This is a genomic window from Microbacterium sp. Bi98, from assembly GCF_918698045.1.
GTDB lineage: Bacteria > Actinomycetota > Actinomycetes > Actinomycetales > Microbacteriaceae > Microbacterium.
This window is the reverse complement of sequence record NZ_CAKKLK010000006.1, coordinates 124,534-139,227: the sequence shown is the minus strand read 5'-3', so window position 1 is coordinate 139,227 and position 14,694 is coordinate 124,534. Positions and strand designations below refer to the sequence as shown.

Genomic DNA, 14,694 nt, shown 5'->3' with positions numbered 1-14,694 from the left:
AGCGTTCGCTGGAGCGGAAAGTAGGATCCCATGCCGGAGAGCATCCTGGTCGGCGTCGTCGACACTCACGCTTCGCGTGAGGCGGTCGAGTGGGCGGCACGACGCGCATATGACCGCAGTGGCAGACTCACCCTCATCTCGATCGTCGGTGGTGCTGTAGGTGCGGTCGGGGAGGGGGAGATGCTCCGGGAGGCTCTCGCGTTGACGGCGGCGATGCTTGCGCGTGAGGCGACTCGGCTGCAGTCACGGGGACTGACCGTCGACACGCGTGTGGGGCGGGGCGATCCGGTCGGCGAACTCATCGAGGCCTCGATAGTCTGCGATCTCCTCGTCATCGGAAGCGACCACCGTGGTCCGTCGAAAGGGGACCGACGCGGTCTGCACGGTGTCCGCATAGCGGCGGGCGCTCATAGCCCGGTCGCGGTGGTGCCCGACATCGATCTCACTAACCGAAGTGGAGTTGTCGTGGGCATCGACGGATCGGCTGATTCCGAGCGAGCAATATCGTTCGCTGCCGAGGAGGCTGACAGAGCTGGCGACGTCCTCACGGCTGTGACGACATGGACGACCGTTCCGCTGCCTGTGGGGATGCACGGTTACCCGTCGACCTACCTGTCAGGGATGCAGCAGGCGGCAGAAGAGACACTCGCCATTGCGCTGGCGGGGATCGGGCAACAGTATCCGGATCTCGTCGTGCATCGCGTGGTGGAGAGGGGCACTCCGGGACGGACGATCAGCGACCGGGCAGCCAAAGCCCGGCTGGCGGTGGTCGGGTCTCACGGGCGCGGGGCGATCGCTCGTTTTCTTCTCGGATCCACCAGCGAGGAAGTCCTCTCCCGGCTCGCGACCGCCACCGTCGTGGTGCGCTAAGCGAGATCCCGCGGGCCCCGCAACGCCCGCAATGCGTAGAGGATCGTGGCCAGATCCACCAACTCCTGCGTGACCGCGCCAGCGACTGCGGGGATGATTCCGGTCATCGCCACGATCATGAGCGCGAGACTCAGCCCGATGCCGATCCAGATCGCCGTGAGGGCGACCCGCAGCGTGTGACGGCCGATGGATACGGCGTCCACGACCTTCGACAGCGAATCCACCAGGATCACGATGTCGGCGGCATCGCCGGCCGCCGTCGCGCCCTTCGCGCCCATCGCCACGCCGATGTCGGCGGCGGCCAACACAGGGGCATCGTTGACTCCGTCGCCGATCATCATCACCGGGCGTGGCTGCAGGTCTTGCGCGAGCCGTACTTTCTCGGGCGGGAGGAGTTCCGCGTGAATGTCGTCGACACCGATTCGATGTCCCACGGATTCCGCCGTCGACCGGACGTCGCCGGTCAGCATGATGATCCGTTCGATGCCGTGACTCCGGAGCCAGGACACCACGGACGCGGCTTCGGGGCGCGCGTCATCGGCAAGTACCAGAACGCCGGCGAATCGTCCGTCCACGGCGACGTATGCGGCGGCTTCGCCGACGTCGAGCGCGGCCCTGGGAGTATCGGGTGCAATGGCGGTGACGTAGGCGGGCTTCCCGACGGTCACGGTGCGCCCGTCGATCGTCGCCACCACGCCGTTGGTCGCTTCTTCACGTGCGGCGCTGGCGGTGCGCAGCGCGAGGCCGCGATCCTCCGCAGCGCGACGGATACCGTCGGCGAGAACATGTGAGGAGTACTCCTCTGCGGAGGCGGCGAGCATCAGGAGCTCATCCTCATCGAAGCCTTCGGCGGGTCGGACTTCGATGAGTCGTGGGCGGCCCTGGGTGAGGGTTCCCGTCTTGTCGAAGGCGGCGGAACGCACGCGGGCGATCTGCTCGATGACGGCGCCGCCCTTCATGATCACGCCGGCCTTCGCAGCCCGGGAGAGCCCGCCGAGGAAGGCGACCGGGGCGGCGATCAGGAGTGGACAGGGCGTTGCCAAGACCAGGACCTCTGCGAACCGTGTCGGATCATTCGACAACGCCCACGCGGTCCCGGCGAGAACGAGCGAGACTGCGGTGAACGGGATCGCGAATCGGTCGGCCAGCCTCACCACGGGCGCATGGGAGTCTTCCGCTGCGCGCACGAGTGCGACGATCTGTTGGTACTGGCTGTCCTCGCTGGTCCGCACTGCTCGGATCCGTACCGCCCGGTTTCCGTTGATCGCCCCGGACATCACTTCGCCGCCCATCTCACGGGTGACCGGCATGCTCTCGCCTGTCAGCGACGACTCGTCGAAGGATCCGGTCTCCGTGAGAAGGGACCCGTCGATGGGCACTATCTCTGAAGGGCGGATGAGAAGCACATCCCCGATCTTGACCTCGTCGACGGGAACGTCATGAATGGCTTCGCCAGCGTCCGCGTCGGCATACTCCAGGACGTGCGCGGTGCGAGGCGAACGGTCCAGAAGTGCCGAGAGGTCGCGCTTTGCGCGTCGTCCGGCGAAGTCCTCCAGCGCCTCGCCTCCCGACAGCATCAACACGATGATCAGCGACGCTACGTACTCACCGACCGCCAACGTGGCGATCATCGCCACGAGCGCCAGTATGTCGAGACCGACGTGCCCTCGGAGCACATCCCGCACCATTCGCACCAGTGTCCAGCTGATGAAGGCGGCGACGTAGATCGTGGCCGCCCAACGACCGGTGTTCTCGGCTTCCATCACGAGCGCCGCGATGACTCCGACGAAGACGAGAACCGTGAGGGTGATGATCGGGTACCGCAACAGGACGGGCCTCAAGGGTTCAGGTCTCGTCCGAAGATGACGGAGAGGGCTCGCTGTCGACCGTCTTCTTCGTGTGAACGATGAGCACGGGGCAGTGGGCGTGTTCCGCGCAGGCTGCGCTGACTGATCCCAGGAGGAGCCCGACGAAGCCGCCGTGCCCGCGGCTGCCGAGCACCAGCATCGATGCCGAGTTGCTGAGGCCGATCAGGGTTCGTGCGGCCGACCCGAGCAGCACTTCGCTGGTGAGGTCGTGTGGTGGGTTGCCGGCGAATGCTCCCTGGATCGATTCGTCCAGAGCTTCGCGGGCGAACTCAGAGGGTGACCACTCGATAGCCAAGTACGGATCGATCGGGGGAGCCGTCCAGGTCGTGACGACATGCAGAGGCTCCTTCAGTGCCTTCCCCAGACGTGCTGCGTAGCGGAGGGCGTCGATAGAGGAATCGGATCCGTCCACGCCGACGACAATGTGGTGTGTGTGTGTGCTCGACATAGCTTCACGATCCTGCTTTTCGCTTCAGGTCACTGGGCCAAAGGTCACACGGAGCGTCGGGGCCTTCGCCCTTGCGGGGTCAGGGCGCGCTCTGCGCCTCAAGATCGAAGACCCTGCCGCGAACCTCAGACGCATCGATCCGTACCCAGCGGTCCTTCTCTTCCGGGGCCCATGGGTGCACATTCAGTCGTTCTGCCGCGAGCACGTCGGCGTCGCGATCGAATTCCTGGGCTGTCCCTTTCACCACCACGCTGAAGGCTTCATGCTCGTCGTAGCCGTCGATCTCGAAGGCGACGGCCGCGCGGATGGTCAGCTCGAGCAACTTCGTGCCTGCCGAGGTGCGAAAGATGATCGTTCGGCCGTCGGTCTTGTGGTTGATCGGGAAGATGTCGATCTCTCCAGCCGCACCGCAGGCGATCCGTCCGTAGGGGGCTCGGGCGAGACGTTCCCAGCACTCGTCCTCGGTCAGCTGTCGTGTCGGCGAGCGTTCGATCTCAGTCATGATTCTCCCGTCCTGAGAGGTTCCTGTCTCGCTCTCATCGTGCACGGGGGACTCAGCGAGCCGGGGGACCAAGGTCCCGTCATCGCGTGGGCTGCATCGGCACGGGCGAGGGACCTTCGGCTCTATCCCGCGACCGTCCCCGGGCAAGACTGCGTGCATGGACGCATCTCGGACTTCATCTCCCGCGCAGACCGAGACTCGTGGCGACACCGCGACCACATCCTCTTGGCCCCGAGGAGCCGGAAACCATCCTGCCGCGTCGACTCTGGAGGGTCTGAACGCCTGGTGGCGGGCGGCGAACTATCTGTCGGTAGGGCAGATCTACCTTCTCGACAACCCGCTACTCCGCGAGCCGCTCAGACCCGAGCACATCAAGCCTCGACTCCTCGGACACTGGGGAACGACCCCGGGGCTGAACTTCATCTACGCCCACCTCAACCGAGTGATCCGAGAACGCTCTCTCCAGACGATCTACATCGCCGGGCCAGGACACGGGGGACCGGGAATGGTCGCAAACGCCTACTTGGACGGCACGTACAGCGAGGTCTACAACAGCATCGACCACTCCGAGGACGGACTGCGCAGTCTCTTCCGCCAGTTCTCGTTCCCCGGAGGAATCCCGAGCCATGTGGCGCCGGAGACGCCCGGGTCGATCCACGAGGGTGGGGAACTGGGCTATTCCCTCTCTCACGCGTACGGCGCCGCGTTCGATAACCCCGACCTCCTCGTCGCTGCAGTCGTCGGAGACGGCGAGGCGGAGACGGGGCCGCTGGCAACGAGCTGGCACGGGAACAAGTTCCTCGATCCGCTGCACGACGGCGTCGTTCTGCCGATTCTTCACCTGAACGGGTACAAGATCGCCAACCCGACAGTGCTCGCACGTATGCCCGAGAAGGAGTTGCTCTCCCTCATGCGTGGGTACGGGCACACTCCATATCTCGCCTCCGGCGGGTTCGATGGCGAGGACCCGATCGACGTGCATCGACGTTTCGCGATCGTGCTGGATGACGTCCTCGACCACGTAGCACAGATCAAAGCGGATGCCGCGGCCGGCGTTCTCCGCACCCGGCCGGCATGGCCGATGATCATCCTGCGCACGCCGAAAGGATGGACATGTCCGCACGAGATCGACGGGCATCCGGCGGAGAACAACTGGCGTTCACACCAGGTGCCGCTGCGTGACGCGCGCGATACTGAAGCGCACACAGAGCTGCTTCACTCGTGGCTGCTGTCGTACCGGCCGGAAGAGCTCTTCGATCAGAAAGGTGCAGTGGCTGAGTGGGTGACGGCGCTGGCTCCAGAAGGAGAGCTCCGTATGAGTGCGAACCCGGTGGCCAACGGCGGGCTGCTGAGGAAAGAACTGCGACTCCCTGACTTCCGCGACTACGCCGTCGACGTGCCCAGCCCCGGTGCCACTGTGAGCGAGGCCACCCGCGTCCTCGGAGGCTGGCTTCGTGACGTGATCACGGCCAACCCCGAGAACTTCCGCATCTTCGGTCCCGACGAGACGGCATCCAATCGACTTGATGCCGTCTTCGAGGTGACAGACAAACAGTGGAACGCGGAGTCGCTGCCGATGGATGCCGACAATCATCTGTCGCGCACCGGCAGGGTGGTGGAGATGCTCAGTGAGCATCAGTGTCAGGGCTGGCTCGAGGGGTACCTGCTGACGGGACGACACGGCGTGCTCAACTCGTACGAGGCGTTCATCCACATCGTGGACTCGATGTTCAATCAGCACGCCAAGTGGCTGAAGACCTCCCGGAGCATCCCCTGGCGTCGCCCGATCTCCTCGCTGAACTACCTGCTCAGCTCGCACGTCTGGCGGCAGGATCACAACGGGCTCTCGCACCAGGACCCCGGTTTCATCGACCATGTCGTCAACAAGAAGGCCGACGTCGTGCGCGTGTACCTCCCGTTCGATGCGAACACCCTCCTGTCGACCTACGACCACTGTCTGCGCTCACGCGATTATGTCAACGTCGTCGTCGCAGGAAAGCAGCCCGCACCCAACTGGCTCGGGATGGATGCGGCCATCGAGCACTGCACCCGTGGACTCGGCATCTTCGACTGGGCGGGCTCCGAATATGCCGGCGAGGAACCCGATGTGGTGCTCGCCGCGGCCGGCGACGTGCCGACATTGGAGGTGCTCGCTGCGGCATCCATCCTTCGCCAGCGGCTTCCCTCCTTGAAGGTGCGCGTGGTGAACGTCGTCGACCTCATGCGCCTGCAGACCGAGGGGGAGCATCCGCATGGCCTCGGAGATCGAGAATACGACGCGATTTTCACCACCGACAGGCCGGTGATCTTCGCCTACCACGGGTACCCCTGGCTGATCCATCGTCTGACATACCGTCGACACGGCCACGACCAGCTCCACGTCCGCGGGTACATCGAGGAAGGAACGACGACCACCCCGTTCGACATGGTGATGATGAACGACCTCGACCGCTTCCACCTCGTGATGGACGTGATCGACCATGTGCCCGGCCTGGGACCCCGGGAGGCTGTCCTGCGTCAGGAGATGCAGGATTCGCGCGTGCGAGCGAGGGCCTACACGCGGCTCCACGGAGAAGACGCGCCTGAGATCAGGAACTGGGAATGGCACGAGCCAGAGCCAGCAGCAAGTGGTGAAGCCCTCGACGAAGAGCGGTCGAAAGGAACAAGACGATGAACACGACAGAACACATCGACGATCGAGATGTGCAAAGGGCTGTCTCTCAGGAGCTGCAATGGACACCGGGTCTCGATGACGCGGCGATCGGAGTGGCTGTGACAGACGGCGCGGTTGCCCTGTCGGGGGAGGTGAACAGCTACTCTGAGCGCCTCACGGTCAAGCACGCGGCTCTCCGCGTCCGCGGCGTGAGCACCGTAGTCGACGACATGATCGTGCGCCCGATGGACGGCGCGCAGATCACCGACACCGATGTGGCTAGGGAAGTCGACCACGCCCTCCACGCCACCGCGAACGTGCCGAACACGGTCAAAGCGGTGATCGACGACGGCGAAGTCACGCTCATGGGGGAAGTCGAGTGGGACCACCAACGCCGGTCGGCGAAGCGCGCAGTACAACACCTTCGCGGGGTCAGGAACGTGAACAGCCTGATCACGTTGAGCGCCCGGCCGTCGGCGGAAGATGCAGAAGAGCGCATTCGTGGTGCCATACTTCGGAACGCGGCGGTGGATGCGAACGCGGTCTCTGTCGCGATCGAAGGGACCACGGCGATCCTCACCGGCACAGTGCGCTCCTGGCCGGAGAAGAGTCAAGCGGCAGACGCGGCCTGGGCCTCACCACACGTGACATACGTGGACAATCGCATCGAGGTGCGCGCCCGGTAACCGGGGATCAGAGCTACGGGGCGCGATGGTCGAACGCGCGGCTGGCTCTCTCGGCCTGCAGGACCGCCGCCTGCGTGCGTCGCTCGAGACCCAGTTTGTTCAACAGAGATGAGACGTAGTTCTTGACGGTCTTCTCCGCGAGGCCGAGCCGGTCGCCGATCTGCCGGTTGGAGAGCCCTTCAGCGATGAGTGCGAGGACTTCCTTCTCGCGCATGCTCAGAGCACCGAAGCGAGGATCAGCAGTGTCGGCACGATCGACGGTGCCAGTGACATGGCGCACCATCGAGGGTTTGATAAGTCGCTGGCCCTGCGCGACGGCGCGGATCGAGTGAAGTAGTTCATCGGTGCGGAGCGTCTTCATCAGGTAGCCGGCCGCGTCTCCGAGAACGGCGGCAAACAAGGCATCGTCGTCATCGAACGCCGTGAATATCAGACATTGCACCTGCGGGTGCGCTTGGCGGATCTCACGACACAGATCGATGCCACTGCCGTCGGGGAGATGTACGTCCAAGACCGCCACATCCGGCAGAGTTGCGGCGACGACCGCTCGTGCATCGTGAACCGTTGCTGCTTCACCGACGACGCTGAGATCAGACTGCGTCTCGAGAAGATCCGCGATCCCGCGCCGCACCATCTCATGATCGTCTACGAGAACGATCCGGAACATGTCGCCCTCCGATCCCCTCACACTGGCGGGTAACCACAGAGTACAACTCCGCGGTGACGCGCCCTCGGGACTTTCGACCCTGCTCACAGGAAGGTGTCAGCGATTGACTGGACGCGTCTCGACCACCGACGACAACACGTCGGCGGCTGATCCGAAGACCCGATGCTCAGGAGACCCACCATGGCGAATGATGACCCCAACCCGTACTACCGGGATCCACCGACCGCGCCGGAGACGGCCGCGTCAGCCGGTGTAGAGGAGATCGGAACAGCCGCTTGCTGGAAACTCGTCGAGGCGAACTCGCTCGGTCGCCTTGCGATTCAGAACATCGACGGACGCCCTGATCTGTTTCCCCTTAACTACCTCGTGCATGAGGGCAGCGTGTTCATGAAATCGGCGCCTGGGGCTAAGCTGCGAAGCCTTGCCGGGCATCCGGACGTTGCTCTCGAGATCGACGGGGTGGATGGCGCGTTCCAGTGGAGCATCGTGATCCGCGGACACGCGATGCGCATGGACACGGATGCTGACATCGAAGCCTCCGGTGTTCTCACGCTTGCATCTGACAGTCCCACGGCGAAGCACAACTACGTGCGCCTCGTACCCGACACCGTGACGGGCCGCCGCTTCCCCGTTCGCGGCCGGTCCGCGACGCGGGGGAACGTCCCATCCGCTTCCACTTCGGGCGGGCGCGCACGTGGCGAGCACGTCGATCAAGGTGCTCCAGGGGCACGGGCGGCCGATAAGCCGCAGCCCATCCCGCACCTTCGGCCGTGGGGTGGATAACTCGTCGACGCTACGCCACTGCACCCGAAAGGGTCGCGGTCAGCCGCCTCTCATGGGGTTTCTCCGTTCGCCAGGTGTGGGGCCCTGGGGAACGAGGAAGGGCGGCGCCGAGGGGGGACGTGGGCAGGGGTGGTGCTTCGGGCAGACCACCCCTGCCCATACGAACGTCAGCCAACCGACCCGTTCGGCGTATGCACGATCAGCACCGGACAACGCGCGTGGGATGCACAGGAGGCGCTTACCGAACCGAGCAAGAGCCTCGAGAATCCGCCGCGTCCGCGGCTTCCCACGACGAGCATGGTGGCGCGATCGCTTTGTTCGAGCAGTACGGCAGCGGCCGGGCCGGGAACGGCTGACTGGCTGAACTGTTCCGGAGGGGATCCTTGAAAGGCCTCCTGCATCGCGTCTTGTAGCAGGTGTTCCGCATCTGCCTTCGGCGACCAGTCGGTGCTTGGGTCGAAAAGGCCCAGCATCACCGGGTAGGTCCACGCGATGATCGCTTGCAATGGTGCGTGGAGTGCTGTCGCGATCGTCGCGGCGCGGATGAGCGCCTCGACCGACGATGTGGAACCGTCTACCCCGACGACTACGGGCGGAGTGTTTGCGTTGTCGCTCATGAATTCTGGGCCGATCCCGGTGAGGTACGGTCGGCGGCAGAGCGCCGCACGACGAGGACAGGGGCATCAATATTCACGAGGACGTCGTGCGTCACAGCGCCGAGCGCGTGCCCGGCACCGCGTGGGTGCCCTACCCCTACGACGAGTAGTGCGGCGTTACGCGAGGCGTCGAGCAGTGCCTCTGCGGGCGGTCGCTGCGTGTAACGCGTTCGAACCCTCGTGCCCGCATCAACCATGCTCTCCACGGCAGCGACACGAGCCGCGATGGTCGCGCGCGTTTCGACCGTGGCAGGAATCACCCCGCTGAAGGACGAATGGATGAGTTCGATCGGCTCCTGGCGGGCCCGGGCCTCACCGGCGGCAGCGCCGACGATAGCGGTCATGAGATCGTCGTCCTTCACGCCGGCGACGATTCCCCGTCGGAAACGTAGATCGATCGTCGGGATAACCGCCACAGAGCACGGCGCCTCGGCGGCGATCTGCAGACTCACGGTGCCGAAAACGCGGCTATGAATGAATCCGGTCTTGCCCGTGCCGATGACCAGAACGTCATCGGCGGTCACGAACCGGGCGAGCGCTTCAGGAACCCGCCCGCCGATATGGACGATGTCCATTTCCTCTGTGCCGTCCTTGAGACCTAACGTTTCGTCGGTGATGCCATCACCGACGTGCACTCGCACCAGCGGAACGGCATCACGGCGGGCGTGGGATTCTGCCCACCGTCCTGCGGCAGCCGCGTCGGAATCGCCGACGCCAAGTACATATCGAGCGGGCATGCGTGCATCGCCTTCACAGATCAGATCGGGCACTCACACCATGCTGCGACCTGCGTCACCGCTCGCACAGAGGCGAAGGTCCCCCGAGCGGCGTTTGAGAGTAAGGTCATCACCAGCGGGAGCCCGGAAGGGAATGTGATGGCCGACGATCACCTCCACGTACCTGGCCGGCGACGGACGGACCCAGATGACACGATCGGGGAAATACTGGATCGTGCCCATCTCGTCCTCGCTGATCAGGGACGACTGAGAAGTCTTCTGCGCGCCAACCAGGCCGTCGTAGAGGACATCGAACTCGAGCACGTGCTCCGTCATATCGCGGAAGCAGCCGTCGCCCTGGTGGAAGCGCAGTACGGCGCGCTCGGCGTCATCGACCGCGACGGAGGCCTCGAGCAATTCATCCATGTAGGCATGGAGGAGGAGCTGGCCCACCAGATCGGACACCTTCCGGAGGGGCTGGGCATTCTCGGGGCGGTCATCGAGAACGAACATCCCATCCGGCTCGACGATCTCGGAGAAGACCCGCGGTCAGTCGGGTTCCCCGCGCATCACCCCCCGATGCGCAGCTTTCTCGGGGTGCCCATTCGCGTACGAGACGAGATCTACGGAAACCTGTACCTCACCAACCCAGCCGCGGGCTCGTTCTCGGAAGAGGACGAGGAGCTCGTGCTCGCCCTCGCATCGACAGCGGCGATCGCGATCGACAACGCGCGACGCTTCGAGGAGTCACGGAGGCTGCAGCGGCTGAGCGGTGCACTCGCGGAGATCAATGCTGCCCTCCTGTCACCCGACGCGGGCGACGTGTTCGGTGTTCTCGCAGAACGCGTGGCGACACTGGTTGACGCCGATGTGGTGTGCATCGTGGTCTCAGACCCGCTCACGGGCGACTACCGCATCGAGACCGCTCGCGGGTTCGGCGCCGAATCTCTCGAGGGCGCTGAGGTCCCTGCCAGTAACACCCTGATCTCAGCGGCCATGTCCGGCGGAGGTGTCGTCGTGGCCGACGGAGTCACCGAGATCCTGTCGGAGCAGCAGCAGGACACCGGTGGATCGACGGTGGCCGTGCCACTGATCGCCACCGGCGCACCTGTCGGTGCACTCTGCGTGACTCGCGATGAGAGCGGTCGTCGGTTCTCGCCCGAGGATCTTTCCAGCCTCGCGGAATTCGCAGCGCAGGCAGGTCTCGCACTCGCGCTTGCTCAGGCCCGCACTGATCGCCAGCGGTTGGATCTCATCGAAGAGCGCGCGCGTATCGCCCGAGATCTCCATGACAATGTCATCCAGCGTCTGTTCGGGACAGGTCTAGGGCTACAGGCGCTTGCCGCACGATTGCCTGCGCACGCTGTCGCCATCAGTGCGCAGGTCGCAGAGATCGACGCTGCGATCGCCGATTTCCGTACGGCGATATTCACTCTTCAGACCTCTGACCCCGAATCCGTTCGACATCGACTCATCGACGTCGCGAATGAACTCGCACCGCTGCTCCAGAGTCCGCCCCGAATCGCTTTCACCGGCCCGGTCGATCTGCTGGTGACCGGCCGACTCGCGGAAGACGTCATCGCGGTCGTGCGAGAGGCACTGAGCAACGTGGCTCGTCACGCCCACGCGAACAGCGCGGAAGTCAGCGTCTCCGTCACAGCGTCGCTCGTCACGGTTGTTGTGGAAGACGACGGGGTCGGCGTTCCCGAAAAACTCCCTCGGTCCAGCGGTACTGCGAACCTCCTCATGCGCGCACGTGCGCATGGCGGTACGTGCGAAATCGAGCGGCGAAGCACAGGTGGCACGCGGGTACGCTGGCGCGTGCCGCTCGGATCAACGTCGCAGGCATCGTCATGACCCGGGTCTTCCTCGTGGACGATCATGAGATCGTTCGCCGCGGCATCGCCCAGATCATCGATGCAGACCCGGGCCTCGAGGTTGTGGGGGAGTCCGGCGCGGTGCAGGGGACTCGCGGCCGTGTCTCAGCGACGATTCCGGACGTCGTCGTCCTCGATGTGAACCTTCCGGACGGAAACGGGGTGGATCTGTGCCGACTCATTCGATCCGACCACCCCGAGATCCGCTGCCTCATGCTGACAGCAGTCGACGACGATGCTGCGAGCGTCGCAGCGGTGATTGCAGGTGCATCCGGATACGTGCTCAAGACGATCCGTGGAACGGACCTCGTCGACTCGATCCATCGTGCGGCGCGGGGAGAGAACCTCATCCCCACCGAGGTCGCCGATGGCGTGCACCGCAGGCTTCAGGCTCGAGTAGCGGAAGCTCAATCGCCAGCGGTGGAGTTGACTCTCAGAGAACGCCAGGCGCTGATGCTGATCGCGGAGGGGCTCACCAACCGTCAGATCGGTGAGCGCCTTGGCCTCGCCGAGAAGACCGTCAAGAACTATGTCTCCGGGCTCCTCGCCAAGCTCGGGATGCAACGCCGCACCCAAGCTGCCGTGTTTGCGACAGAAGAGTGGGAAGGTCGCGCCCGGCCGTGATCAGGCGTCAGCCGGCTCGGCCGGCTGGTCCCGCGCATCACAGATCCGAGGTTCCGGCCTCACCACTTTCGCCGGGGGACCTTCGGCCCTGCCCGGCGAGTACGCGAACGGAAACGATGGGAGGAGGGGGAGCCACATCGCTGCTGAAGGAGCACCATGAACGACTCGATCTTCGCCGTCCTGCCCACCTTGCAGGTTGGTCCCGCTGACCTCGCACTTCCGCCGACCCAGCCCATCGACATCACCGCTCTGATGCTCGAGGAGAAGGAATCGTGACAGCGAACAGCTCACCCAGCCCGGGGCCGATGATCGCGATCGTCTACGAATCGCTGTTCGGCAACACTCGTCTCATCGCAGAGACAATCGCGGACGGCATCCGCGAACAACACATGCCCGTGACCGTCGTGCCGGTCGCGAAAGCAGCCGCGCTCCCAGAATGCGATGTCCTCGTGGTGGGAGCTCCCACCCACGCACACTCGTTGAGCAGCCCGGCGTCACGCACAGAAGCCGAACGATGGGCGCTCAATCCCTCGAGGCACCTGGCGCTCGAGAGCGGGAGTCTGACCACAGGAGTCCGAGAGTGGATCGAGCTACCACCCGCCGCACGACACGGCTACGTGGCCTTCGATACTCGTGTCGACATGCCACGCATCTTCACCGGCGCTGCGTCATCCGCGATCGGTAGGCGGTTGAAGAAGCACGGGCTACGCGAGGTGCTCGCAGCGGAGAGCTTCCTCGTGGATAAGGACAGCCATCTCCTCCCGGACGAGCATGACCGCGCACTGCGCTGGGGCCGTGAGATCGCGGCGACAACACGGACGCTGACGGGCCCCTCGACGCGCGTGCACACGTGAACGCCACGAAGACGCGTCAGCCGCGGACAACATCAGACGCTACCCTCGCCTTCCTCGGCGGCGCCGATACCGTGACCGGGTCGCGCTACCTCGTCACTGACTCCACCTCACGGGTTCTGGTCGATTGCGGTCTGTTTCAAGGCTTCAAGGTGCTGCGCCAGCGCAATCGTGCTCCGTTCCCGGTTCCACCGAGCTCTATCGACGCAGTCGTTCTCACCCATGCCCATCTCGACCACTCCGGGTATCTTCCGGCGCTCGTGCGCGATGGGTACCGCGGACACATCTACACGAGCGAGGGCACAGCGGCTCTCTGCCGGATCATGCTCCTGGACAGCGCGCACCTGCTGGAGGAGGAGGCGCGTCACGCCGCACGGCATGGATGGTCCAGGCATGAAAAGCCGCGACCGCTCTATACGGTCGATGACGCAAAGGTGGCACTCGAACGATTCGCCGCCGTACCCGAAGGGGGAGCGGTGCCGGTGGCGGGTTCGATGACCGCGAGACTTCTCGGTGCCGGCCACATCCTCGGGGCAAGCAGCGTCTACCTCGACGTCGGCGCACGGCGGGTGTGCTTCACCGGCGACCTCGGCCGCTCGGACGACCCCCTCATGCGCGCCCCTCACGCGTTCGAAGGAGCAGACGTCCTTGTCACCGAGTCGACCTATGGAGATCGCCGACACGCCAAGGTCGATCCCGAAGAGCAGCTGCGTGACATCGTGAATCGCACCGTCCATCGTGGGGGAGTGGTGCTGATCCCGGCGTTCGCTGTGGGGCGTACGGAGACAGTACTTCTGCACCTGTCGAGGCTTCGGGAACGTGGCGAGATCCCCGACGTGCCTATCTATGTCAACAGTCCCATGGCGGTCAGTGTCGCCGACGTCTATCGCAGCCGTCATGAGCAACACCGCATATCGAAGGATGAAGTCGAGCGGATTTACGGTCTCGCGACTTTCGTCCGGAGCGTCGATGAATCGAAACTCCTCAACCTGAGGGGAGGCCCGATGATCATAATCTCCGCGAGCGGGATGCTCGACGGTGGACGCATCTTGCACCATCTCCGCGCCTACGGACCCGAGCACCGCAACACCATCGTCCTGACTGGTTATCAGGCCGGGGGCACACGCGGCGCTCGACTTCTTGCGGGGGAACGGTCTCTCCGGATCTTTGGCAACGATGTGCCGATCCGGGCCGAGGTCGCGATGATCGATGCGATGTCAGCTCATGCGGATGCCGACGAGCTCATCGCATGGATGAAGGGTGCTCCGCATCCGCCCCAGGCCGTATACGTCACCCACGGCGAACCTTCCGCAGCGGACACTCTCAGACTCCGAATCGAACGGGAGATGGGGTGGCCGGCTCAGGTGCCCGATCAAGAGCAGCAAGTCCAGATCACGGCGCACCATGCAGCTGCGCACGCGGTATCGATCTGATGCATGAGATCAGGTCCTTCACCGACGCTGCGTCGAAGGACCTTTGACCCGACCAGCGCG

At 64.6% G+C, this 14,694-nt stretch carries 14 protein-coding genes; 8 read left to right on the top strand and 6 right to left on the bottom strand.

Annotation, left to right across the window (positions count from 1 at the left end; genetic code table 11):
- The first annotated feature begins 30 nt into the window (after positions 1-30).
- Entirely contained in the window at positions 31-870 is an 840-nt protein-coding gene (locus LQZ85_RS11270; RefSeq protein WP_056276971.1) for a universal stress protein, read from the top strand.
- On the opposite strand, the gene LQZ85_RS11265 is transcribed toward LQZ85_RS11270, so the two are convergent.
- From LQZ85_RS11265 to LQZ85_RS11255, 3 genes are all read right to left on the bottom strand, one after another.
- Positions 867-2,633 carry a heavy metal translocating P-type ATPase gene (locus tag LQZ85_RS11265; RefSeq protein WP_157538118.1) on the bottom strand — a complete coding sequence of 589 codons (1,767 nt, stop codon included), beginning with the start codon at positions 2,631-2,633 and terminating at the stop codon, positions 867-869. The genes LQZ85_RS11270 and LQZ85_RS11265 overlap by 4 nt on opposite strands.
- A gap of 82 nt (positions 2,634-2,715) precedes the next feature.
- Positions 2,716-3,186, bottom strand: a complete 471-nt coding sequence (locus LQZ85_RS11260) for a universal stress protein (protein WP_056276975.1) — start codon at positions 3,184-3,186, stop codon at positions 2,716-2,718.
- A 79-nt stretch (positions 3,187-3,265) separates the two neighbouring features.
- Complete coding sequence (locus LQZ85_RS11255) at positions 3,266-3,688, bottom strand: pyridoxamine 5'-phosphate oxidase family protein (RefSeq protein ID WP_056276978.1); 423 nt, start codon at positions 3,686-3,688, stop codon at positions 3,266-3,268.
- 157 nt (positions 3,689-3,845) lie between these two features.
- Between LQZ85_RS11255 and LQZ85_RS11250 the strand changes: the two genes are divergently transcribed.
- Both LQZ85_RS11250 and LQZ85_RS11245 read left to right on the top strand, forming a co-directional pair.
- The gene (locus LQZ85_RS11250; RefSeq protein ID WP_056276981.1) at positions 3,846-6,362 is read left to right on the top strand and encodes a phosphoketolase family protein; all 2,517 of its coding nucleotides are present in this window, start codon (positions 3,846-3,848) and stop codon (positions 6,360-6,362) included.
- Entirely contained in the window at positions 6,359-7,027 is a 669-nt protein-coding gene (locus LQZ85_RS11245) for a BON domain-containing protein (protein WP_056276983.1), read from the top strand. The genes LQZ85_RS11250 and LQZ85_RS11245 overlap by 4 nt, the downstream gene beginning before the upstream one ends.
- Before the next feature lie 13 nt (positions 7,028-7,040).
- Here the strand turns inward: LQZ85_RS11245 and LQZ85_RS11240 are convergent, their stop codons facing one another.
- Positions 7,041-7,694, bottom strand: a complete 654-nt coding sequence (locus LQZ85_RS11240) for a response regulator transcription factor (protein ID WP_056276986.1) — start codon at positions 7,692-7,694, stop codon at positions 7,041-7,043.
- 180 nt (positions 7,695-7,874) lie between these two features.
- Between LQZ85_RS11240 and LQZ85_RS11235 the strand changes: the two genes are divergently transcribed.
- Complete coding sequence (locus LQZ85_RS11235) at positions 7,875-8,477, top strand: pyridoxamine 5'-phosphate oxidase family protein (RefSeq protein WP_056276990.1); 603 nt, start codon at positions 7,875-7,877, stop codon at positions 8,475-8,477.
- 167 nt (positions 8,478-8,644) lie between these two features.
- Here LQZ85_RS11235 and LQZ85_RS11230 read toward each other — a convergent pair whose 3' ends face one another.
- Both LQZ85_RS11230 and LQZ85_RS11225 read right to left on the bottom strand, forming a co-directional pair.
- Entirely contained in the window at positions 8,645-9,094 is a 450-nt protein-coding gene (locus tag LQZ85_RS11230; RefSeq protein ID WP_056276993.1) for a universal stress protein, read from the bottom strand.
- A complete protein-coding gene (locus LQZ85_RS11225; protein WP_157538088.1) occupies positions 9,091-9,903 on the bottom strand; it encodes a universal stress protein in 813 nt (270 codons plus the stop codon). The genes LQZ85_RS11230 and LQZ85_RS11225 overlap by 4 nt, the downstream gene beginning before the upstream one ends.
- Before the next feature lie 105 nt (positions 9,904-10,008).
- On the opposite strand from LQZ85_RS11225, the gene LQZ85_RS11215 reads away from it, so the two are divergent.
- The 4 genes from LQZ85_RS11215 to LQZ85_RS11200 all read left to right on the top strand — a co-directional run bounded on the left by LQZ85_RS11215 (position 10,009) and on the right by LQZ85_RS11200 (position 14,634).
- Positions 10,009-11,706, top strand: coding sequence for a GAF domain-containing protein (locus LQZ85_RS11215; RefSeq protein ID WP_082586506.1), 1,698 nt, complete (start codon positions 10,009-10,011; stop codon positions 11,704-11,706).
- Positions 11,703-12,350: a response regulator transcription factor gene (locus LQZ85_RS11210; RefSeq protein WP_056277004.1), complete on the top strand. Its 648-nt coding sequence runs from the start codon at positions 11,703-11,705 to the stop codon at positions 12,348-12,350. The genes LQZ85_RS11215 and LQZ85_RS11210 overlap by 4 nt, the downstream gene beginning before the upstream one ends.
- Positions 12,351-12,622: 272 nt before the next feature.
- Entirely contained in the window at positions 12,623-13,204 is a 582-nt protein-coding gene (locus LQZ85_RS11205) for a flavodoxin domain-containing protein (protein WP_230100892.1), read from the top strand.
- Positions 13,201-14,634, top strand: a complete 1,434-nt coding sequence (locus LQZ85_RS11200) for an MBL fold metallo-hydrolase (RefSeq protein ID WP_056277010.1) — start codon at positions 13,201-13,203, stop codon at positions 14,632-14,634. The genes LQZ85_RS11205 and LQZ85_RS11200 overlap by 4 nt, the downstream gene beginning before the upstream one ends.
- Positions 14,635-14,694 lie beyond the last annotated feature (60 nt).

What these genes read in the sequence shown, in the direction of transcription:
- LQZ85_RS11265 (WP_157538118.1), bottom strand. Translation starts at nt 2,633, where the DNA reads ATGGAAGCCGAGAACACCGGTCGTTGGGCGGCCACGATCTACGTCGCC.
- LQZ85_RS11270 (WP_056276971.1), top strand. Translation starts at nt 31, where the DNA reads ATGCCGGAGAGCATCCTGGTCGGCGTCGTCGACACTCACGCTTCGCGT.
- LQZ85_RS11210 (WP_056277004.1), top strand. Translation starts at nt 11,703, where the DNA reads ATGACCCGGGTCTTCCTCGTGGACGATCATGAGATCGTTCGCCGCGGC.
- LQZ85_RS11240 (WP_056276986.1), bottom strand. Translation starts at nt 7,694, where the DNA reads ATGTTCCGGATCGTTCTCGTAGACGATCATGAGATGGTGCGGCGCGGG.
- LQZ85_RS11215 (WP_082586506.1), top strand. Translation starts at nt 10,009, where the DNA reads ATGGCCGACGATCACCTCCACGTACCTGGCCGGCGACGGACGGACCCA.
- LQZ85_RS11255 (WP_056276978.1), bottom strand. Translation starts at nt 3,688, where the DNA reads ATGACTGAGATCGAACGCTCGCCGACACGACAGCTGACCGAGGACGAG.
- LQZ85_RS11230 (WP_056276993.1), bottom strand. Translation starts at nt 9,094, where the DNA reads ATGAGCGACAACGCAAACACTCCGCCCGTAGTCGTCGGGGTAGACGGT.
- LQZ85_RS11245 (WP_056276983.1), top strand. Translation starts at nt 6,359, where the DNA reads ATGAACACGACAGAACACATCGACGATCGAGATGTGCAAAGGGCTGTC.
- LQZ85_RS11250 (WP_056276981.1), top strand. Translation starts at nt 3,846, where the DNA reads ATGGACGCATCTCGGACTTCATCTCCCGCGCAGACCGAGACTCGTGGC.
- LQZ85_RS11235 (WP_056276990.1), top strand. Translation starts at nt 7,875, where the DNA reads ATGGCGAATGATGACCCCAACCCGTACTACCGGGATCCACCGACCGCG.
- LQZ85_RS11260 (WP_056276975.1), bottom strand. Translation starts at nt 3,186, where the DNA reads ATGTCGAGCACACACACACACCACATTGTCGTCGGCGTGGACGGATCC.